Source organism: Thauera sedimentorum (assembly GCF_014489115.1).
In the GTDB taxonomy this organism is placed as follows: Bacteria; Pseudomonadota; Gammaproteobacteria; order Burkholderiales; family Rhodocyclaceae; genus Pseudothauera; species Pseudothauera sedimentorum.
This window is the reverse complement of record NZ_JACTAH010000001.1, coordinates 182,533-203,785: the sequence shown is the minus strand read 5'-3', so window position 1 is coordinate 203,785 and position 21,253 is coordinate 182,533. Positions and strand designations below refer to the sequence as shown.

Sequence of the window (21,253 nt, the reverse complement as noted above, 5' to 3'; positions counted from 1 at the left end):
AGGAAACCAAAGACTGGATTCAAAAAAACCCCGGGATTATAGCGAAAAGCGTGCAGCAGAAAAAGCGCATATGGCGAATTCCCGCGTGAATCAAGGCTTTGCGCGGCCAATTGCCGCACCCGGGGCGAATGCCAGCCAGCGAAATGCCGCGGCGCAACAGGGGCTTGTGCAGGGATCAGAGGCTGCGGCGTTCGACCAGGGCCTGGGCGATGGTGCCGGTGTCGGTGTGTTCCAGTTCCCCACCCACCGGCACCCCGCGCGACAGGCGGCTCACCGCCAGACCGCGGGCGCGCAGCAGCTCGGCCACGGTGTGGGCGGTGGCTTCGCCCTCGTTGGTGAAGTTGGTGGCCAGGATGACTTCGGCGACCTCGCCGTCGGTGGCGCGCGCGATCAGCTTGTCCAGCCCGAGCTCGCGCGGACCGATGCCGTCGAGCGGCGACAGCCGCCCCATCAGCACGTAGTACAGGCCGTTGTAGGCGTGGGTCTGCTCCATCATCGCCAGGTCGGCCGGCATCTCCACCACGCACAGCTGGCTGCGGTCGCGCTGCGGGTTGGCGCAGCGTTGGCAGACGTCGGTCTCGGAGAAATTGTTGCAGCGCTCGCAGTGGCGCAGCACCTCGAGCGCGTGCGCCATCGCCTGCGCCAGGCGCGTCGCCCCGCGCTGGTCGCGCTGCAGCAGGTGGTAGGCCATGCGCTGGGCGGACTTGGGGCCTACCCCGGGCAGGCAGCGCAGCGCGTCGATGAGTTCATCTAGCGAGGAGGGGGACATGGGAAGAGCTGCTGCAAATCGGGCCGCCGGAACGTATTCGAAGGGTCCCTCCCCCTTCAAGGGGGAGGACAGGAGGGGGATGGGTTTCCGTCGGGATCAACTGACGTCCTTGCGCGCCGGGGCCGAAACCCATCCCCACCCCAACCCGGGAGGGCGGGCTTTGCACAGCCCGCCCGCTCAGGCGGCGCGGAGCAGTACTCCGCGAAACCCCGCCCTCGCCCCCTTGAAGGGGAGGGTGCAGTCAGCGCCCCTTCGGGGCGATCAACAAGTCAGAACGGCAGCTTCATGCCCGGCGGCAGGTTCAGCCCGGAGGTGAAGCCGGCCATCTTTTCCTGGGTGGTGGTCTCGACCTTGCGCACTGCATCGTTGAGCGCGGCGGCCACCAGGTCTTCGAGCATCTCCTTGTCGTCCATCACCGAGTCGTCGATGGACACCCGGCGCACGTCGTGCTTGCAGGTCATGACGACCTTGACCATTCCGGCACCGGCCTGGCCCTCGACCTCGACCGTGGCGAGCTGGTCCTGCATCTTCTTCATGTTTTCCTGCATCTGCTGGGCCTGCTTCATCAGGCCGGCAATACCGCCTTTCATCATGATGGGGTTCTCCGCAAGTAGGTAACTGGGTTTCGGGTGTCTCAGAGCGGGCGGACCGAAGCTTCGAGCAGGGTAGCGTCGAAACGTTCGATCAGCTCGCGCACGAAGGGGTCGGCTTCCAGCGCCGCAACCGCTTGCACATGGCGGGCCTGCTTCTCGGCCTGGTCGCGCTGCGCCGGCGTGGCGTCGGCGATCGCGCCGATGTCGATCCGCAGCCGCATCGGGCGGCCGAAGTGGGCGCCGAGCTGGTCCTGCAGGCGCTCGACGCTGGCCGGATTCATGTCCAGCAGATGGCGATGGGCGTTCGACAGGCGCAGGCCTATCTGGCCGTCCCGCTCGCCCACCCATTCGCAGTGCTGGGCGAGCTCGCGCACCATGCCGCCCAGGCCCAGCGCGCGCACCAGCGCATGCCAGTCGTCGCTACCCGTGGGCATGCGCGCATCGCCCACGGAGCGGGAGGGCGGCGCGGACGGGGTCGCCGATTCCGGCGCGGGCATGGGCGCGCGCGCCGCCGGGGAGGCGGCTGAACCTTCGAAGGCCTCCGGCGGCAGATCCTCCCACGGCGGGATGTCGGCGCGCTCGGAGGGTTCCGGGGCGGCGGAGGCAGCCGGGGCCGGAGGAGGTTCGATCGGCGTCGCCCGCACCGGGGCCGGCTCGACGGCCTCGACCGCCTGCGCGGCGACCGGCACCGGGTTCGCCGGCGCCTCCTGCGTCCTGCTGGTCGCGCCCGGCGCGGCCGCGGCACTGTCGACGACCGCGGGCCTGACAGGCGCGCTCGCCGCCGCCGGGCGGCCCGGCGATGGCGCCAGCGGCCGGGCCCTTCCTGTGCCGCTCCCGCCGCCCGCGCCGCCGGCCGCGCCCAGCGGCGGCGGGTTCTCGGGGCGGAAGGCGTGCAGGCGCAGCAGGCTCATGGTGAAGCCGGCCTGCTCGTCGGGCGCCAGCGCCAGTTCGTCACGCCCGTGGATGGCGATCTGGTAGGCGAGCTGCAGATACTCGGCGTCGAAGCCGTCGGCGTAGGGTTGCAGCCGGCTGCGTTCGGCCTCGTCGGCGATCGCCGCGGGGGCGAACTGCAGCACGGCGATGCGGTGCAGGAGCGATGCAAGCGACTGCAGCGCGGCGTCGAAGGACAGACTGCGGGTGGCCATGGCGTCGGCCACCGCGAGCAGCGCATCCGCGTCGCCGGCGAGCAGGGCATCGAACACCGCGTACAAGTGGTCGTCGCCCACCGTGCCGAGCATGTGGGTGACCTGCTCCTCCTCCACCTTGCCGGCGCCGTGGGCGATGGCCTGGTCGAGCAGCGACAGCGCGTCGCGCATCGAGCCGTGCGCGGCCTTGGCCAGATGGCGCAGCGCCGGCGCCTCGAAGGGCACGGCTTCGGCCTCGAGGATGCGGGTGAGGTGCTCGACGATGTGCCCGGGGGGCATCTGCTTGAGGTTGAACTGCAGGCAGCGGCTCAACACCGTGACCGGGATCTTCTGCGGGTCGGTGGTGGCGAGGATGAACTTGACGTGCTCGGGCGGCTCCTCCAGCGTCTTCAGCATGGCGTTGAAGGCATGCCCGGTGAGCATGTGCACTTCGTCGATCATGTAGACCTTGTAGCGCCCCTGGGTGGGCGCATACACCGCCTTGTCGAGCAGCGCGGCCATGTCGTCCACGCCGCGGTTGGAGGCCGCGTCCATCTCGACGTAGTCGGGGAAGCGGTCGGCGTCGATCGCCTGGCAGGCGGCGCACTGGCCGCAGGGCTCGGCGGTGACGCCGGTCTCGCAGTTGAGCGCCTTGGCGAGGATGCGGCTGATGGTGGTCTTGCCCACCCCGCGGGTGCCGGTGAACAACCAGGCGTGGTGCAGGCGCCCGGTGGCCAGCGCGTGCGTGAGCGCCCGGACGACATGCTCCTGGCCGACCAGCGTGCCGAAGGACTTCGGCCGCCACTTGCGCGCGAGTACCTGATAGCTCATGGCGGGCGATTCTAGCAGACAGACCGGCCCGCCCCGCGGCTAGCTCGCAGGCAGCGCGCGAGCCTCGCGGATTGCATGTGGCAATCGAAACAATTGCCACGATCAATTGGCAGCGCAAGGCCGCGCCGTCCATCCTTCAGGGAACAAGACAGGGACATGCCTGCGGCCGGAGGACACGCCATGTACATGAACGACACAGGCCTGGACGAGTTGTTCGAGACCCTCTGCACGGTGCTCGCGAACTACGCGCGCAATGCCTTCTGAGCACGAGGCGCACGCTGCCGCGGCGACCGGCGGCAGCGTGCGCGTTCGTCTAAGGTGAAGAACGGCGAGGCCCTGCCTCGCCGTTGCATTGGATCGCGCGACAGCGATGGGAGACACGCGATGGAGCACGCCCATTCCGGTTCCTCTTCGACACTGCCCGGCCCGCCGGCACCGCGCAGACGGCTCGCCGCACGCAGCACCGAAGAGGTCTTCGCCGCCTTGCTGGGGGAAGCCGGCGTGCAGGTGGACGGCAAGCGTCCGTGGGACATGCAGGTTCATCATCCGCAGACCGCCGAACGCATCCTGGCGACCGGCAGCCTTGGGCTGGGCGAAAGCTACATGGACGGCTGGTGGGACTGCGAGCAGGTGGACGAACTCATCGCCCGCCTGCTTCGCGCCCGCCTGGACGAGCGGGTGGGCACCACCACCCTGCTGGTGCAGGGCCTGCGCGCGAAGCTGCTGAACCTGCAGAACCTCAAGCGCGCCTGGCACGTGGGCGAAGTCCATTACGACACCGGCAACACCTTCTTCGAAGCCATGCTCGACCCCTACATGGCCTACACCTGCGGCTACTGGAAGGACGCCGGCAACCTCGCCGACGCGCAGGAAGCCAAGCTCGACCTGATCTGCCGCAAGCTCGGCCTGGCGCCGGGCATGCGCCTGCTCGACATCGGCTGCGGCTGGGGCAGCCTGATGAAGTTCGCCGCCGAGCGCTACGGCGTCGCCTGCGTCGGGCTGACCATCTCGCGCGAGCAGGCCGAACACGGCGAAGCGCGCTGCGCTGGTCTGCCGGTGGAGTTCCGCCTGGCCGACTACCGCGAGTTCGGCGCGGCGGGCGACCAGCGCTTCGACCGCGTTGCCTCGATCGGCATGTTCGAGCACGTCGGCCACAAGAACCATCGCCACTTCTTCGAGGTCGCGCGGCGCTGCCTGACCGACGACGGCTTGTTCCTGCTGCACACCATCGGCAAGAAGCGCCGCCGCACGCCTACCGATCCGTGGATCGACCGCTACATCTTCCCCAATGGCGACCTGCCCTCGCTGGGGCAGATTGCCGATGCCTCCGAGGACAGCTTCATCACCGAGGACGTGCACAACTTCGGCGCCGACTACGACCACACGCTGATGGCCTGGCATGCCAACTTCGAGGCGGCATGGCCCCATTTTGCCGACGGCTACGGCGAACGCTTCCACCGCATGTGGCGCTACTACCTGCTTGCCTGCGCCGGCACCTTCCGCGCGCGCACCACCCAGTTGTGGCAGATCGTGATGTCACCGCAGGGCGTGGCCGGCGGCTATCGGCGGCCGTCCTGAATTTCGATCAATTCATCCTATTGAGTATTTCAAGTCATTCAATTTGAACTATGTATCGCCATGATCGATAGTTGATGCAACAGGGCGCATCGCGCGCCCCTTGCCAGAACAAGGAGATCGATCATGGCCGCACGCATCGCCCGCCTGCACTTCCAGCCCGGCAACCCGGCAGGATTCGCGCGCGCGCTGTCCGGCTGGACGATCGCCCTGCTCGGCCTCGCGCTGCTCGCCATGCAGGCGGCCGACGCCCTGCCGCGCATCGACGGCCCCTTGCGCGGCGCGCTCGCGGGCGGGGCGATGGCAGCCTTCGCCACCGCTCTCGGCGCGCTGCCGGTGCTGGTCACCCGCCGCATCGGCGCCGGCGTGCAAGGCATGCTGCTCGGCTTCGGCGCCGGTGTGATGCTTGCCGCCAGCGTGTTCTCGCTGTTGATGCCCGGTTTCGACGCCGCCGAAGCCCTGGGTGCCAGCCGTGCCGACGCGGTGGTGACGGTGGCCGCGGCGCTGCTGGCCGGCGCACTGGCGCTGCTGGCCCTGGACCGCGCGCTGCCGCACAAGCACGCGCCGGACGGCCGGCGCTCGGCCAAGGCAGTGTGGCTGTTCGTGTTCGCCATCGCGGTGCACAACATCCCGGAAGGGCTGGCGATCGGCGTGGCGGCCGGCGAAGCCAGCGGCAACGCGGTGGCCACCGGCATCTCGCTGCAGAACGTGCCGGAAGGGCTGATCGTCGCCATCGCCCTGGTCGCCGCCGGGTACAGCCGTCTGCTCGCCTTCACGGTGGCCGCGGCCAGCGGGGTGGTGGAACCCGCCGCAGCACTCGTTGGCTCGCTGGCGGTGGGCCAGTCGGCCGCCCTGCTGCCCTGGGGCCTGGGCGCGGCGGCCGGCGCGATGCTCTTCGTGGTCAGCCACGAGATCATCCCGGAATCGCACCGCCGCGGGCACGAGACGCTGGCCACCGGCGGACTGGTCGCCGGCTTCGTCGGCATGATGCTGATGGATACGCTGCTGGCCTGAAGACAAGGTACAAACGAAAAACGCCGGATGTCCGCGAGGATCATCCGGCGTTTTCATGTTCGGGGTGGCGAGCCTGACCCCCGGCACTTGCAGGGAACGGCTGTGGCTGCTGCCTTCCGGCCCTGACCAGGTTCACCGCGCTGCAATGCGGGGAGACCCGCCACGGCCGGCATTGTAGCAGCGGGCAGCCTCCCGCGCACCGGCCTATACTTATTGTTTTTTTGCCACCCGACCCACGGAGCCAGGATGAACGCCCGCGCCCAGCAACTGATCGCCACCCGCTACGGCACCGACACCTTGCCCGCGCCCGCCGCGTGGACGCCGGTCATCGACCACCTGCTCGGCCACCGCTCGGTGCGCCGCCATCTGCCCGACCCGGTGAGCGAGGACCAGCTCGCCGCCATCATTGCCGCCGCACAGTCGGCCGCCACCTCGTCCAACCTGCAGGCCTGGAGCGTGGTCGCGGTGCGCAACCCGGACACCCGCGCCGCGCTGGCCGAATGTGCCGGCGGCCAGGCGCATGTGCGCGACGCGCCGCTGGTTCTGGTGTGGCTGGCCGACCTCGCCCGCCTGGCCCATGTGGCCGAGAGCGTGGAGCGCCCGAACGGCGCGCTGGACTATCTGGAGATGTTCATCATCGGCGTGGTCGATGCCGCGCTGGCGGCGCAGAACGCCCTGGCTGCCGCCGAATCGCTCGGCCTGTCGGGCTGCTACATCGGCGGCATGCGCAACCAGCCGGAGAAGGTGGCCGAACTGCTCGGCCTGCCGCCGCGCGTGTTCGCCGTGTTCGGCATGACCCTGGGCGTCGAGGACCCCGCCGCCCCACCGGCGACAGTCAAGCCGCGCCTGCCCCAGCAGGTGGTGCTGCACCAGGAACGCTACCTGCCGGTGACCGAGCAGCAGGCCGGCATCGAGGCCTACAACGCCGCCATGGCACGCTTCTACGAAGACCAGAAGATGAATGTGCACGGCACCTGGGCGGTGCATTCGTCCAAGCGCATCGCCGGCCCGGAAACCCTCTCCGGCCGCGACCGCCTGGTCGAGACGCTGCGCGGCATGGGCTTTGCGCTGAAGTAGACCATGCGCACCACGCCCGCCCCGCTCAACCCCTCATCACCCGGGACCCCCGAAACGATGCGCACCCGCGACAACAGCCTGACCACCGACCAGAAGGCGCTGGCGATCAACCTGGACAAGTTCAAGTACGGCTCCATCGTCGAGATCGGCGCCGGCCAGGAGGTGGCGCGCCGCTTCTTCCATGTCGGCGCCGCCGCCGGCACCATCGCCAAGACCATGTCCGCCTACGACATGGCGGTGAGCGACGCGATCTACGGCCACGCCGACCGCTACGTCAGCCGCAGCCGCTTGATGCAGATGCTGGAGAAGGAGTTCGACCAGGTGGTCGAGCGCCTGTCGCACGTGCGTCCCAAGAACACCACCTTCTTCGCCTACGCCGCCACGGTGACCGCGCGCAGCTTCAAGCAGCAGAACGAATGCCACGGCTGGATCGGCATCCGCCTGCAACTGCACCCGGGCGCGGCGCCGAGCGAAGTGATCATGCACGTGCGCATGCTCGACGATACCAACGCCCGGCAGTCCGAAGCGCTCGGCATCCTCGGGGTGAACCTGATCCACGGCGCCTTCTTCCACCACGACCACCCGGAATGGATCGTCGAAGGCCTGGCCGACGGGCTCGGGCCGGACCGCATCGAAGTGGACCTGATCCACTTCGCCGGCCCCTACTTCGAGGACGTCGAAAACCGCCTGATGAACCTGCACCTGATCCGCAGCTGGCTGACCCGCGCGGTGATCTTCAACCCGCAGGGCGAGGTCGTGGTGCCGGGCGAGCTCTTCTACCGCAAGCCGGTGATGGTGATGCGCGGCAGCTTCAAGCCGGTGACCTGCGTCAATGTGGACATGATGCACGCCGGCCAGCGCCGCTTTGCCGCGCTGGAAGGGGTGGAGGACGAGCGCATGGTGTCGCTGGCCGAGATCACCATGAACTCGCTAATCAGCGGCGACAACCTGGACGGCGCCGACTTCCTCGCGCGCATCGACCTGCTGGCCTCGCAGGGCTACACGGTGATGATCTCCGACTACGTGCGCTTCTTCCGCCTGCGCGCCTACCTGCGGCGCTACACGCAGAAGCCGATCGGCATCGTGCTGTCGGTGCGCGACTTCCAGTTCCTGTTCGACGAGAAGTACTACGAGGGCCTGGAAGGCGGCATCCTGGAAGCCTTCGGCAAGCTCTTCCCGGACAACACCCACGTCTACGTGTACCCCTCGCGCCCGGCCACCGACGCGCCCATGGTCACCCTGGACAACGTGCAGGTGCCGGAGAACCTCACCCACCTGCTCGCCCACCTGGTGGCCAACGAGAAACTGATCGCGGTCGAGCCGGTGGACGACAGCCACCTGCACATCGACGGCGGCGCGGTGCTGGCCGACCTGCGCCGCGGCAGCGGCGACTGGGAGCGCGACGTACCCGAAGCGGTCGCCCGCCTGATCGCCGAACGTCGCCTGCTGGGTTACGACAGCGAATAGGACCCTGCGCCGCGCAAGCTTCCCCGTGTAGGAGCGGCCTTGGTCGCGATGCGGCGACCGTCTTCCAAAGGCCGCATCGCGGCCAAGGCCGCTCCTACCCGCCGGTTCCGCTTCAGGACAGGAAGCGCTTCACCGCCTCCAGGTGTTCCGGCTCGTTGTGGCACATGCCCTGGAAGGCCGCGCACAGGTCGAGGAAGTCCTTCAGCTCCATGCGCTGGGCGGACTTCATCAGGCGCTTGGTGAGGCGCACCGCCTTGGGCGGCTGGGCGGCGAAGCGGGCGGCGAGTTCCTGGGCGCGCGCCAGCAGCTGCTCCGGCGCCACCACCTCCAGCACGATGCCGATTTCCTTCGCTTCCGCCGCATCGACGACGCGCCCGGAGAGCGTCAGCTCGAAGGCGCGCTGATAGCCGATCAGGCGCTGCATGAACCAGGCGCCGCCGTCGCCCGGGATGATGCCCAGGTTCAAGAAGGTCTCGCCGAACTTGGCCTTCTCCGAGGCGATGCGGATGTCGGCCATGTTGGCCAGATCGAAGCCGGCGCCGATCGCCGGGCCGTTCACCGCGGCGATGATGGGCACCTCCACCTGCTGCAGGGCCAGCGGGATGCGCTGGATGCCGCGGCGGTAGCGGGTGGCCACTTCGGCCACGTCGCCGGCGAAGTCGCCGCCGCGCTCGGCCATGTCCTTGACGTTGCCGCCCGAGGAGAAGGCCGAGCCGGCGCCGGTCATCACCAGCACCGAGACCTCGTCGCAGCGGTTCACCCACTCGGCCACCGCAACGATGTCGTCCACCAGCGCGGTACCGGTGAGCGCATTGCGCAGGTCGTGGCGGTTGAAGGTCAGCGTGGCGACGCGGTTTTCCAGCGTCAGCAGCGCATCGGTCAGTTGAGGCAGGTTCATGCGGGGCTCCGGCGCAGTCACACGACCGCGCGATTGATGATGATGCGCGCATCCACCGCGGCATAGCCGTCGGGGTAGGCGATCACCGGATTGAGGTCGAGCTCGAAGAGCTGCGGATAGGCCGAGACGATGCCGGACACCTTGAGCAGCAGGTCCACCAGCGCGGCCCTGTCCACCGCCGGTTCGCCGCGCGCGCCTTCCAGCACCTTGCGCGCCTTGAGCTGGTCGACCATGGAGCGCGCGTCCAACTCGGACAGCGGAATGGCGCGGAAGGCGACGTCTTCGAGGATCTCGACGAAGATGCCGCCCAGGCCGAACATCAGCACCGGGCCGAAGATCGGATCGCGGCTCACGCCGACGATGACCTCCACACCCTTCTTCGCCATCGGCGTGACCAGCACGCCGCGGATGTCGGCGTTCGCGTCGTAGGCGCGGCAGCTTTCCATGATCTGCGCCCAGGCGCTGCGCAGCGCGGCCTCGCCGCGCAGGTTGAGCTTCACCCCGCCGGCGTCCGACTTGTGCAGGATGTCCTTGGACACCACCTTCATCACCAGCGCCTGATCGCCGAAACGCTGCGCCACTGCGGCCAGTTCGTCCGGGTCGCGCACCACCGCCTCCTCGGCCACCTCGATGCCGTGGGTGCGCAGCAGGGCCTTGGCCTCGTACTCGTAGAGATCGCGCCCCTCGTCCTTGGCGCGGGCGAACATCGCCAGCATGTCCTCGCTGGGCGCCACTGCCGGCGGGTGTACGTCGCCCTCCTTGCTCTTCAGGTAGATGCCGCGCTCGCCCAGCGCGGCGAGCACACGCACCGCGTGCTCGATGGAGGTGTACACCGGCACGCCCGCCTCGTGCAGGCGGCGCAATGCCGGCGGCTTAATCGGCGCATAGAGGCTATACACCACCACCGGCTTCTCGCTGCGGCGGGACAGCTCGATCATCGACTCCGCGCCGCGCATCTCGCCGCCCAGCAGGTCCTCGGCAAAGCGGATGGCGTAGCCGCCGAACATGCCGACCAGGAAGACGCTGTCGACGTTCTCGTCCTCGGCGACGATCTCCATGCATTCGGCGAGCAGCGCCGGGTTGGCGTCGCTGCTGCCGGCCACGTCCACCGGGTTCACCAGCGAGGCCTGCGGGAACAGGATGGCCGCCAGGCGTGCCTTGGTCTGCTCGCTCAGCTCGGCCAGTTCCAGCCCGGCTTCGGCCAGGCGATCGGAGGCGATGGTGGCCTGGCCGCCGCCGTCGGAGATCACCGCCACGCGCTTGCCGGGCGCCTTCTGCAGCAGGCCGAGGCCTTCGGCCACCGGCAGGATCTCGTTGGAGTGCTGCACCACGCTCACCCCGACCTGGCGCAGCAGGTCCACCGTCATCGCATAGCTGCCGGCCAGCGCGCCGGTGTGCGAACTGGCCGCCTTGCGGCCCTGTTCGGTGGAGCCGGATTTGTACACCACCACCGGCTTCAGCGCGGAAATCTCGCGCGCCACCTGCAGGAAGCGCTGGCCGTCGCGGAAGCCTTCCACGTACAGCGTGGCCACCCGGGTGTGCTCGTCCTCGCCGAGATAGCGCAGGTAGTCGTTGAAGCCCACGTCGGTCTGGTTGCCCGGCCCGACATAGGTGGAGAAACCGACATGACCGTTGTGCTCGGCCTCCAGCACCAGCGACAGCAGCATGTTGCCCGACTGCGAGATGAAACCGATCTCGCCCGGTTTGACGTTGGCCAGCGCCAGCAGGTTGACCTTGTGGTGCAGGTTGAACATGCCCGAGGTATTGGGACCGATCACCCGCACCCCGCCCTCACGTGCGGCATCCAGCACCTGTTGTTCGAGCTTGGCGCCTTCCGGCCCGGTTTCCTTGAAACCGCTGGCCAGCACCACCGCGCCCTTCACCCCCTTGCGCCCCAGCTCGGCGATGATGCCGGGTACGGTGGCCGCCGGGGTACAGATCAGCGCCAGGTCCACCGGCCCGGGCAGGGCCTCGATGGATGGCAGGGTCTTCACCCCGAGGATCATGTCGGCTTTCGGGTTGATCGGATGGATTGCCCCGCGGTAGCCGTCCTTGATCAGTCCCACCATGGCCTTGTAGCCGCGCTTGGTGGGGTCAGCCGAGGCGCCGACGATGGCGATGGAAGACGGCGCGAGGATGTCGTGCAGCGGGCTCTTGTGCGGCACGACCGGCATGACGTGGTTCATCTCATTCCCCCCTGAAGACCGGTGCGCGCTTTTCGGCGAAGGCGTCCACGCCTTCCTGCCAGTCGCGCGTGGTGCCGACGAACATCATCCCTTCCAGCTCGGCGGTGAGCGCCGCATCGAGAGTGCGTTCGGCGGCCATGTTGAGCTGCTCCTTGGCCAGCTGCATGGAGAACGGCGCCTTGCCCGCCACCTTCAGGGCAAAGGCGCGCGCCGCGTCGAGGAAGCCTTCGTCGGGCAGCACGCGGTTGGCCAGGCCGATGCGCACCGCCTCCTCGCCCTTGATGCGCTCGCCAAGGAAAACCAGCTCGCGCGCCTTGGCCAGCCCCACCAGGCGCGGCAGCAGCCAGGTGACGCCGCCGCCGAGGAAGTTGCCGATGCTGATCTCCGGCAGGCCGATCTGCGCGCTCTCGGCCATCAGGATGAAGTCCGAGGCCATCGCCATCTCCGCCCCGGCACCCAGCGCGTAGCCATTCACCGCGGCAATCACCGGTTTCTTCAACTGCAGCAGGCGCTTGCACACCAGCTGCTCGCCGAGCAGGTACTGGCGGCGGTCGAAGGCGGTGCGGCCGGTCTTGTGTTCCTTGAGGTCTGCGCCCACGCAGAAGGCGCGCCCCTCGCCGGTCAGCAGCACCACGCGGGCGTCCTTGTCCGCCTCGGCGAGCGAGAGGGCCTGGTTGAGTTCGTCGTACAGGGTGGCGGTGACCGCGTTGAGGCGCTGCGGACGGTTCAGGCGGATCTCGGCGATCTGCTCATGCACCGAATACAGAATGGTTTCGAAGCTCATGCTGCCTCCATGTCGGGTGGGAAGCGCATCCCGCGGCCGCGGGACTTTCTCGACGGTCCCGTCACTCGGGGAGTGCATACGGAACAGTCTAGCGGCGATGGGGCGATGACGAAACCATGCGGCGGCTGCGGACATGTGCCGCAGCGCCGCATCCGCAGGCCTTCGACCCTGCAGGAGCCGCTGCGCGTCCGCCTCAGAAGGCGTGTGCGTACCTTCCTGCGCCGAGCGCCGCGCGTTCCTCGGCGATCCACGCGTAGACCGCATCCACCGCCACGCTGCCGAGGCGGAAGCAGGTCGCCGCGTCGGTGCCGACCTGGGGGCTGCCCAGCACCTGCTCGCGCAGCAGCGTCAGGAAGGCGGTGGCGGCACGCCACGCGGCTTCCCCCTGCCCGCCGCTCGCACTGCGCTCGACCAGCTGGGTGGCGCGCGCCACCAGGAAGCTCAGCCGCACCCTGGCCACCGGCGCGCAGCGTCCGCGCGCGGCCACTGCGCTGGATAGCGCACGCGCCTGGCCCAGGCATTCGGCGAGCGCCGGCAGCTGCCCCAGCAGACGGCGCACCGCCTGCGGCTCGTAGGCGCCGCCGGCCGGCGCGATGCGCGCCTCGCCGAGCGCCGAAAGCCACTCCAGCAGGATCGCCACCATCCGGCTGTGGCGGCGGAAGCTCTCCTCGGCGCTCAGTACGGCCAGCTCCTGCACCAGCTCGCGCCAGCGAAAGCGCAGCCCCAGCACGTCCTGGCTGATGAAGCAGGGAAAAGCCTCGGCATCCTCCGCAGCCGCCGCTTCCAGCACCTGCGCGAACAAACGCTCGATGCCCGCCTGCCGCTCGCCGAGGCGGGCACCGAAGCTGGCGTCACCGGCCAGCCATGCGCCGCTCATGCCGCGGTGCTGCTGCAGGGCCGCCACCAGCTCGGTGAGCTGCCCGGCCTGCGCCAGCGCGCGTTCGGCCTGGGTTTCGCGTGCCCCCGGGCCGCGCCCCCGGCGGTGGCGGCCCAGCATCCACAGGGCGGCGGCGCCCAGCAGGGCCGCGCCGTACATCCATTGGCTGTCCATGGCCGGCCCTCACTCGCTGCTGCCGTGCAGGCGGTTCTCCAGGCGGGCCACCAGTTCGTCCTGGTAGCGCGCCAGTTCGCTGCTTTCGGCCACCCGCAACGCGTTCTCGTCGGCCAGGCGCGCGACCCGCTCGACGTCCGCCGCGATGCGTTCGCCGGCGGTGCTCTGTTCGGCGCTGGCGGCGGCAATCTCGCGCATGTGCGCCAGGGTCTGCGCCGCCGCGGCACGGATCGCCGCCAGCGCGGCGGCAGCCTCGCGTGCCTGCGCCGCGCTGCTGCCGGCCTGCGTGTTGGCGCCATCGACCACCTCGACCAGGCGGTCGACTTCGGCCAGCACTTCGGCGATCAGGGCGGCGATCTCACCGGTGGCGGCGGCGGTACGGTCGGCGAGCTGGCGCACCTCGTCGGCCACCACGGCGAAGCCACGCCCGGCCTCACCGGCACGCGCCGCTTCGATGGCGGCGTTGAGGGCCAGCAGGTTGGTGCGCCCGGCGATGCCGGTGATGGTGGCGACGATGCCTTCGATGCGCCGGGTGCGCTCGGTCAGGCTGGCAGTCACCGCGGCGGCGCCCTCCACCGCATGCGCCAGGCGATCCATCGCGCAGGCCACCGTGTCCACCCGTTCGGCGCCGCGCGCCGCCTCGCCCTCGGCCTGCCCGGCGGCCTCGGCGGCTTCCGCCGCGGCGTCGCGGGTGGCGGCCAGGCTGGTGATCAGCTGCTCCAGCGTGGCGGCGGACGACACGGTGATGTCACGCTGCGCACGCACGCCCTCCTCGCCCGCGGCGACACCGGCCAGGCTCTCGCGCGAGACGTTCTTCAGCTCCTCGCTGGCGCGCACCAGCTCGGCCAGCACCGCGGCCACCCGGCGTGCCGCAGCATTGAGCCGTTCGGGCGCGCGCCCCAGCAGCTCGGTGGCGGCCAGCGGCAGGCGGGTGTCGTAGCGGCCGTTCTCCCAGTCCTGCGCGAAGGCATCGAGCGCCTCGCCGGCACGCCGCACGCCACGTGCCACGGCAAGAAGCTGCCAGGCAGCATAGGCCAGCAGCACGGCGCCGGCGAGCTGGCCGGACACGCCCAGGGCGCCACCGAGCAGCAGGCCACCACCTGCACCGGCCAGCCAGGCCGGCGCCAGACGGAGGAACAGGCCGGGCGGCCGCAGTGCGGCGCCGGGCGGCGGCGCCTCCAGGCTCATCGTCGGGTTGTTCATTATTGTTGTCTCTCTGTCGTCGGGGAAAACGCTGCAGCTCAGGCCGGCGAGCCGGTGGCACTGGGCACGGCACCCGCCGCCAGCCTGCGCAGTTCGGGCAGGCAGGAGCCGCAGGCGGTGCCGCACTTGAGGGTGGTCTGCAGCAGCGCCAGGTCGGCACCGCCGGCCACCGCCTCGCGGATCTGCGTCTCGCTCACGCCGTGGCAGTTGCACACCACCCGGCTGGCGGTGGCCAGGCCCTGCGGGGCCTCGGCGAGCGGGGCGAACAGCCAGCTGCGCAAGGAATCGGCCGGGTCGCCGGCGGCGATCGCCGCCACCAGCCAGTCGGCCGCAGCGCTCTCGCCCACCAGGCGGATGGCCGCCAGGCGGCCCTGGTCCACCCGCGCCCACTTGGCGATGCCGCGGCGCGCGTCGCGGTAGGCCAGCGGGGCCTGCTGGGCGGTGCATTCGAACACCGCGTCGATGGCGTGCAGCAGGGCCTCGTCGGGCGCCGCCACGTCGGCCACCTGCAGCACCAGCACCCGCCGGGTGCGTCCCACCAGGGATTGCGCGGCATAGGCGAAGCGCGCCAGCCAGGGCTGCAGCGCGGCCATGCGCGCCACCGCGTCGGCGGCGCTGTCGGTGGCCACCGCCCAGGCCGCGCGCCAGGGCAGCTCGGCGGGCGCGATGGCGACCGCCGCCTGCTTGAGCGCGGGCTGCCTGGAGATCGGGTCGGTGGCCGGCGAGGTCAGGGTGTTGGCGCCCGGCTGGGCCAGCGTGGCCGCGCCCCAGTGCATCGGGATCCAGGCCTGGCCGGGGGCCAGCGCGGCATCGGCGGCGAGCGGCAGCACCACTGCGCCGCGCCGCCCGGCCACGCGCACCAGCTGGCCGGCGCGCAGCCCGCGCCGGCTGATGTCCGCCGGATTGAGGGCGACCTCGGCGCGCGGGGTATGGCCCCACAGCCCGGCCACCTTGCCGGTGCGGCTCATGCCGTGCCAGTGGTCGCGCAGGCGGCCGGTGAGCAGTACGAAGGGATGGCGGGCGTCGACCGGTTCGGGCAGCAACGCGTGGCGCTGCGGGAAGCCGGCCGGGTTGAAGCGCGCGCGGCCGTCCGCGGTGGGAAAGCGGTGATCGGTGAACAGACGCGCGCTGCCCTGCTCCGCGCCCTGCGGGAAGGGCCACTGCTGCGGCCCGCGGGCATCGAGCAGGGCGTGCGACAGGCCGCTCATGTCGCAGTCGCGCCCAGCGCTGAGCGTCACATGCTCGGCGAACACCGCGGCCTCGTCGGCCCAGGCGAAGCCGTCCGCGCTACGCCCCATGCGCTGCGCCAGGCGGCGCGCGAAGTCGGCGGCGATGGTCCAGTCGGCGCGCGCCTCGCCGGGCGCGGGCACCGCGGCACGCACCCGGCTGACGCGGCGCTCGGAGTTGGTCACGGTGCCGGACTTCTCGCCCCAGCTCGCCGCCGGCAGCAGCAGGTCGGCATAGGGCGCGGTTTCGGTGTCGGCAAAGGCTTCCTGCAGCACGACGAACTCGGCCTTCTCCAGCGCGGCGCGTACCCGCGTCTGGTCGGGCAAGGAATGCGCGGGATTGGTGCAGGCGATCCACACCGCCTTGACCTTGCCTTCGGCGAGCGCATCGAAGAGCTGCACCGCGGTCAGACCCGGCGTTGCAGGCAGCGCCGGCACCCCCCACAGGGCGGCGAGTTCGGCGCACTCGGCGGCATTCGCCGGGTCGCGGTGGCCGGGCAGGATGGTGGCCATCGCGCCCACCTCGCGCCCGCCCATGGCATTGGGCTGGCCGGTTAGCGAGAACGGTCCGGCGCCGGGGCGGCCGATCTGCCCGGTGGCCAGGTGCAGGTGGATCAGCGCGCTGTTGCTGGCGGTGCCGTGATGCGACTGGTTGAGCCCCATGCACCACAGCGACAGCGCCGCGCGCGCGTTGCCGAAGCGCCGCGCGGCCTCGACGATGCGTTCGGCCGGTACGCCGCAGGCGGTGGCCACCGCACCGGGCGAGCATTCGGCGAGTTGCGCGCGCAGGGCGTCGAAGCCGCTGGTGTGGTCGCGGATGAAGTCGCGGTCCACCAGGTCTTCCCACAGCAGCACGTGCAGCATGGCGTTGTAGAGCAACACGTCGCTGCCGGGGGCGATCTGCAGGTGCAGGTCGGCGAACTCCGCGGTTTCGGTGCGGCGCGGGTCGACCACGGTGATCGACAGGCCCGGGTTGGCGCGTTTGGCCGCCTCGATGCGGCGGAACACGATGGGATGCGCCCAGGCCGGGTTGGCGCCGGCGATCAGCAGGTGCGAGGCGTGGTCGATGTCCTCATAGCAGGCGGGCACGCTGTCCGCGCCCAGCGTGCCCTTGTAGCCGGCCACCGCGCTGGACATGCACAGGCGGGAGTTGGAGTCGATGTTGTGGGTGCCGACCAGAGCGCGTGCGAGCTTGTTGAAGACGTAGTAGTCCTCGGTGAGCAGCTGGCCGGAGATGTAGAAGGCCACCGCGTCCGGGCCGTGCTCACGGATGATGGCGGCGAAGCGCTCGGCGGCGCCATCCAGCGCGCTGTCCCAGCCCACACGGCGGCGCGGCAGGCCGCGCGCGCTGCGCAGTTCGGGAAACAGCGCCCGCCCGCCGGGCGCGGCGGCCTGGTGCAGCGCCGAGCCCTTGGTGCACAGCCGGCCGAAGTTGGCCGGATGCGCCGGGTCGCCGCGCACGCCGGTGATGCGCCGGCCGTCATGCTCGGCGATCACCCCGCAGCCGGTGCCGCAGTAGCAGCAGGCGGTGCGCACTTCCTGCCCCGAGGCGGGGCCGATGTCGGCCAGGTTCATGTTCGACTCCATTGTCTGCTTCCAATGCTCCTGCGGGGCCCGGGCCTCTCCCTCCCCTTCAAGGGGGCGAAGGCGGGGTTTCGCGGAGCTCTGCTCCGTGCCGACTGAGCGGGCGGGCTGTGCAAAGCCCGCCCTCCCGGGCCGGGGTGGGGATGGGTCTCCGGCGAGGCCTGTATGGACACAGATCTCTCCCACAGGAAACCCATCCCCCTCCCAGCCTCCCCCTTGAAGGGGGAGGAGCATCCTTGCCAGCCGGGGCCAGTTTCCGGCGACTTCAAGCAAGTCGGAGCTCAAACCTCCAGCCACACCACCGCATGCTCCACCTTGGTGGCGTAGCGCTCGACACAACCCTCGTCCGGCGCGCAGGCGTGGCCGGAGTCGAGATCGACGTTCCAACCGTGCAGCGGGCAGGTCACCCGGGCGGACTCGCCGCTGCCGTGCACGATGCCCTGCGACAGCGGGCCGCCCTTGTGCGGGCAGGCGTCGCGCAGCGCGAACACGGTGTCGCCGTCGGCGCGGAACACCGCGATGGCGCCGTCCTCGTGCGCCACCACGCGGGCACCGAGCAGCGGAATCTCCTCAAGCGGACAGACTTTCTGCCAGGCCATGGCGCGCTCCTTGGTTGTCGACTTTCAATTCGATGGTCTTGTACTGGCGCGCCAGCGGCGCGGCCTGCTGCTCGGCCCAGGGGTCGGGCGCGTCCTTCAAGGCGTAGAGCAGGCGCTCGAACAGCGCGCGGCGGTTGGCGGCGTCCTCCACCACCAGCTTCTTCACGTGGTCCAGGCCGACGCGCTCGACGTAGTGGCAGGTGCGCTCCAGGTAGAAGCCCTCCTCGCGGTAGAGCTGCAGGAAGGCGCCGGAGAACTCCATCACCTCCTCGTCGTTGGCCGCCTTGCAGAGGAACTGCGCCACCTCGGTCTTGATGCCGCCGTTGCCGGCGACGTAGATCTCGTAGCCGGAATCCACCCCGATCACGCCGACGTCCTTGATGCCGGACTCCGCGCAGTTGCGCGGACAGCCCGAGACCGCCAGCTTGACCTTGTGCGGGCTCCACATGCCGAACAGCATCTTCTCCAGCTTCACCCCCATGTCCATCGCCAGCTGGGTGCCGAAGCGGCAGTGCTCGGCGCCCACGCAGGTCTTCACGGTGCGCAGGCTCTTGCCGTAGGCGTGGCCGGAGACCATGCCGGCGGCGTTGAGATCCGCCCAGATCGCCGGCAGGTCGTCCTTCTTCACCCCCAGCAGGTCGATGCGCTGGCCGCCGGTGACCTTCACCGTGGGCACCTGGTACTTTTCGGCGGCATCGGCAATGGCGCGCAGCTCGGCCGGCGTGGTCAGACCGCCCCACATGCGCGGCACCACCGAGTAGCTGCCGTCCTTCTGGATGTTGGCGTGCGCGCGCTCGTTGATGAAGCGGCTCTGCGGGTCGTCCTGGGCCTCGTGCGGCCAGGTGGAGATGAGGTAGTAGTTGAGCGCCGGGCGGCAGGTCGCGCAGCCGCTCGGGGTCTTCCAGTCGAGCACCTTCATCGTCTCCGGGATGGAGGTCAGGTGGTGTTCGCGGATCGCCGCGCGCACCTCCGCGTGGGTGTGATCGGTGCAGCCGCACACCGGCTTGGCGTGCTTGTCCACCGCCTGGTAGGCGCCGCCCAGCGTGGAAGCGAGGATCTGCTCGACCAGGCCGGTGCAGGAGCCGCAGGAACTCGCCGCCTTGGTGTGCTTCTTCACCTCGTCCAGCGAAAACAGGCCTTCCTCGCGGATCGCCTTGACGATGGTGCCCTTGCACACCCCGTTGCAGCCGCACACTTCCGCCGTGTCGGGCAGCAGCGCGGCCTGGTTCTGGCCCTGGTGGCCGGCGTCACCCAGTTGCGACTGGGCGAAACCCTGGCCGAACATCAGGTGATCGCGCATCTCGGCCACGTTGCGACCCTCGCGCACCAACTGGAAGTACCAGGAGCCGTCGGCCGTGTCGCCCACCATCACCGCGCCGGCGAGCTTGTCGTCCTTCAGCACCAGCTTCTTGTACACCCCGCCGGCGCGGTCGTGCAGCACGATCTCGTCGCAGCCCTCGCCGCCCATGAAATCGCCGGCGGAGAACACATCCACCCCGGTGACCTTGAGCTTGGTGGAGGTCACCGAACCCTTGTACTGGCCGATGCCGTAGCCGGCCAGGTGGTTGGCGCATACCTTGGCCTGCTCGAACAGCGGGGCGACCAGGCCGTAGGCGGTGCCGCGGTGGTTCACGCATTCGCCCACCGCGTAGATGCGCGGGTCGGTGACGGTCTGCAGGGTGTCGCTGACCACGATGCCGCGCTCGCAATGCAGCTTGGCCGCTTCGGCGAGCTGGGTGTTGGGACGGATGCCGGCGGCCATCACCACCAGGTCGGCGGGGATCAGGCTGCCGTCCTTGAGGCGCAGCGCGCCGACCCGCGGCGCGCCGCCCTCGCCTTCCACCGGCAGCAGCTCGGCGGTGTTGGCGCCGAGACGGAACTTCATGCCCTTGGCTTCCAGCGAGGCCTGCAGCAGGTCGGCGGCGGGCTTGTCGAGCTGGCGGTCCATGATCCACTCGCCCAGGTGCACCACGGTGACTTCCATGCCGCGCAGCACCAGGCCGTTGGCCGCTTCCAGGCCGAGCAGGCCGGCACCGATCACCACCGCGTGGCGATGGCTGGCGGCGGCGGCGATCATCGCCTCGGTGTCGGCGATGTCGCGGTAGGCGATCACCCCAGGCAGGTCACGGCCCGGCACCGGCAGGATGAAGGGCAGCGAGCCGGTGGCCAGCAGCAGGCGGTCGTAGTGCGCCTCGGTGCCGTCGTCGGCACGCACGATGCGCCGCCCGCGGTCGATCTCCACCACCTTGCGTCCGGCGTGCAGGGTGATGTGATTGTCGCGGTACCAGTCGAGATCGTTGAGCATGATCTCGGGCAGGGTCATCTCGCCGGCGAGCACCGGCGAGAGCAGGATGCGGTTGTAGTTGCCGTGCGGCTCGGCGCCGAAGACGGTGATGTCGTAGCGCTCCGGGGCGTGCTTGAGCAGTTCCTCCAGGGTCTTCACCCCGGCCATGCCGTTGCCGACCATGACGAGCTTCTGTTTGCGCATGAGCATGATGTGTCTCCTTCAGGCGGCCAGCACGCGGGCGGCCGGCAGATCGAGCGCCCCGCAGCGGGCGAAGGCGGCCACTTCGCCGACCACGATGATGGCGGGCGAGGCCAGGCCATCCGCCATGACGCGCGCCGGCAGGTCGGCCAGGCGCGCCTTGACCTGGCGTTGCGCGGCCAGGGTGCCGGAGGCGATCGCCGCGGCCGGGGTGTCGGGCGGCAGGCCGGCGGCGATCAGGCGGGCGACGATGTTGAGCAGGCGGGTGAGGCCCATGTAGATCACCAGGGTGGTGCCGGTACTGGCGAGTGCAGCCCAGTTGGGCTCACCACAGCCCTCGCCGGCGGTACCGGTGACCAGGGTCACGCCATGGGTGTAGGCGCGGTGGGTGACCGGGATTCCCGCGGCGGCCGGCACCGCGATGCCGGCGGTGAGCCCCGGCACCACCTCGGCCTCCACGCCGGCCACGGCCAGCGCCTCGATCTCTTCGCCGCCACGCCCGAACACATAGGGGTCGCCACCCTTGAGGCGCACCACGGTGCGGCCGCGCCGCGCGTAGCGCACCATCAGGCGGTGGATGAAGTCCTGTGGGGTGGAGGCCCGCCCGCCGCGCTTGCCCACCTTGAGCACGCGTGCCGCGGGGCGCACCAGGGCGAGGATCTCGGCCGACACCAGGTCGTCGGCCAGCACGATCTCCGCCTGTTCGGTGAGCACCCTGGCCGCGCGCAGGGTGAGCAGGTCCGCGGCGCCCGGTCCGGCACCGATCAGATATACCTTGGACATGATG

At 70.2% G+C, this 21,253-nt stretch carries 16 protein-coding genes and 1 other RNA gene; 4 read left to right on the top strand and 13 right to left on the bottom strand.

Translation table 11 applies throughout. The features are described from left to right. Positions 1–175 precede the first annotated feature (175 nt). From recR to dnaX, 3 genes are all read right to left on the bottom strand, one after another. Positions 176–769, bottom strand: coding sequence for a recombination mediator RecR (recR, locus tag IAI53_RS00910; protein WP_187716294.1), 594 nt, complete (start codon positions 767–769; stop codon positions 176–178). Between the two features lie 269 nt (positions 770–1,038). Next, positions 1,039–1,362, bottom strand: a complete 324-nt coding sequence (locus tag IAI53_RS00905) for a YbaB/EbfC family nucleoid-associated protein (protein ID WP_187716293.1) — start codon at positions 1,360–1,362, stop codon at positions 1,039–1,041. Between the two features lie 41 nt (positions 1,363–1,403). Then, entirely contained in the window at positions 1,404–3,317 is a 1,914-nt protein-coding gene (dnaX, locus tag IAI53_RS00900) for a DNA polymerase III subunit gamma/tau (protein ID WP_187716292.1), read from the bottom strand. 384 nt (positions 3,318–3,701) lie between these two features. On the opposite strand from dnaX, the gene cfa reads away from it, so the two are divergent. Next, positions 3,702–4,895: a cyclopropane fatty acyl phospholipid synthase gene (gene cfa, locus IAI53_RS00895; RefSeq protein ID WP_187716291.1), complete on the top strand. Its 1,194-nt coding sequence runs from the start codon at positions 3,702–3,704 to the stop codon at positions 4,893–4,895. 123 nt (positions 4,896–5,018) lie between these two features. Next, positions 5,019–5,906: a ZIP family metal transporter gene (locus tag IAI53_RS00890; RefSeq protein WP_187716290.1), complete on the top strand. Its 888-nt coding sequence runs from the start codon at positions 5,019–5,021 to the stop codon at positions 5,904–5,906. Between the two features lie 63 nt (positions 5,907–5,969). Here the strand turns inward: IAI53_RS00890 and ffs are convergent. Further along, positions 5,970–6,068, bottom strand: an RNA gene (gene ffs / locus IAI53_RS00885) — signal recognition particle sRNA small type. 84 nt (positions 6,069–6,152) lie between these two features. On the opposite strand from ffs, the gene IAI53_RS00880 reads away from it, so the two are divergent. After that, a complete protein-coding gene (locus tag IAI53_RS00880; RefSeq protein WP_187716289.1) occupies positions 6,153–6,983 on the top strand; it encodes a nitroreductase family protein in 831 nt (276 codons plus the stop codon). 57 nt (positions 6,984–7,040) lie between these two features. After that, positions 7,041–8,450 carry a TonB-dependent receptor gene (locus IAI53_RS00875; protein WP_187717900.1) on the top strand — a complete coding sequence of 470 codons (1,410 nt, stop codon included), beginning with the start codon at positions 7,041–7,043 and terminating at the stop codon, positions 8,448–8,450. A 112-nt stretch (positions 8,451–8,562) separates the two neighbouring features. Here the strand turns inward: IAI53_RS00875 and IAI53_RS00870 are convergent, their stop codons facing one another. The 9 genes from IAI53_RS00870 to cobA form a co-directional block, all read right to left on the bottom strand. Then, the gene (locus tag IAI53_RS00870; protein ID WP_187716288.1) at positions 8,563–9,348 is read right to left on the bottom strand and encodes an enoyl-CoA hydratase-related protein; all 786 of its coding nucleotides are present in this window, start codon (positions 9,346–9,348) and stop codon (positions 8,563–8,565) included. A gap of 17 nt (positions 9,349–9,365) precedes the next feature. Next, positions 9,366–11,534 carry an acetate--CoA ligase family protein gene (locus IAI53_RS00865; protein WP_187716287.1) on the bottom strand — a complete coding sequence of 723 codons (2,169 nt, stop codon included), beginning with the start codon at positions 11,532–11,534 and terminating at the stop codon, positions 9,366–9,368. 1 nt (position 11,535) lies between these two features. After that, entirely contained in the window at positions 11,536–12,318 is a 783-nt protein-coding gene (locus tag IAI53_RS00860; protein ID WP_187716286.1) for an enoyl-CoA hydratase/isomerase family protein, read from the bottom strand. A 193-nt stretch (positions 12,319–12,511) separates the two neighbouring features. Next, positions 12,512–13,369 carry a nitrate- and nitrite sensing domain-containing protein gene (locus IAI53_RS00855; RefSeq protein WP_187716285.1) on the bottom strand — a complete coding sequence of 286 codons (858 nt, stop codon included), beginning with the start codon at positions 13,367–13,369 and terminating at the stop codon, positions 12,512–12,514. A 9-nt stretch (positions 13,370–13,378) separates the two neighbouring features. After that, on the bottom strand, positions 13,379–14,572 hold the full coding sequence (locus IAI53_RS18520) for a methyl-accepting chemotaxis protein (protein ID WP_187716284.1): 1,194 nt from the start codon (positions 14,570–14,572) through the stop codon (positions 13,379–13,381). A gap of 38 nt (positions 14,573–14,610) precedes the next feature. Continuing rightward, complete coding sequence (locus IAI53_RS00845; protein ID WP_225433103.1) at positions 14,611–17,373, bottom strand: nitrate reductase; 2,763 nt, start codon at positions 17,371–17,373, stop codon at positions 14,611–14,613. 290 nt (positions 17,374–17,663) lie between these two features. After that, positions 17,664–17,981 (bottom strand): nitrite reductase small subunit NirD, encoded by a 318-nt coding sequence (nirD, locus tag IAI53_RS00840; protein WP_187716282.1) that lies wholly within the window; start codon positions 17,979–17,981, stop codon positions 17,664–17,666. Continuing rightward, positions 17,953–20,469 (bottom strand): nitrite reductase large subunit NirB, encoded by a 2,517-nt coding sequence (gene nirB, locus IAI53_RS00835; protein ID WP_187717899.1) that lies wholly within the window; start codon positions 20,467–20,469, stop codon positions 17,953–17,955. The genes nirD and nirB overlap by 29 nt, the downstream gene beginning before the upstream one ends. Before the next feature lie 18 nt (positions 20,470–20,487). Next, on the bottom strand, positions 20,488–21,249 hold the full coding sequence (gene cobA / locus IAI53_RS00830) for a uroporphyrinogen-III C-methyltransferase (RefSeq protein WP_187716281.1): 762 nt from the start codon (positions 21,247–21,249) through the stop codon (positions 20,488–20,490). Positions 21,250–21,253: the final 4 nt, after the last annotated feature.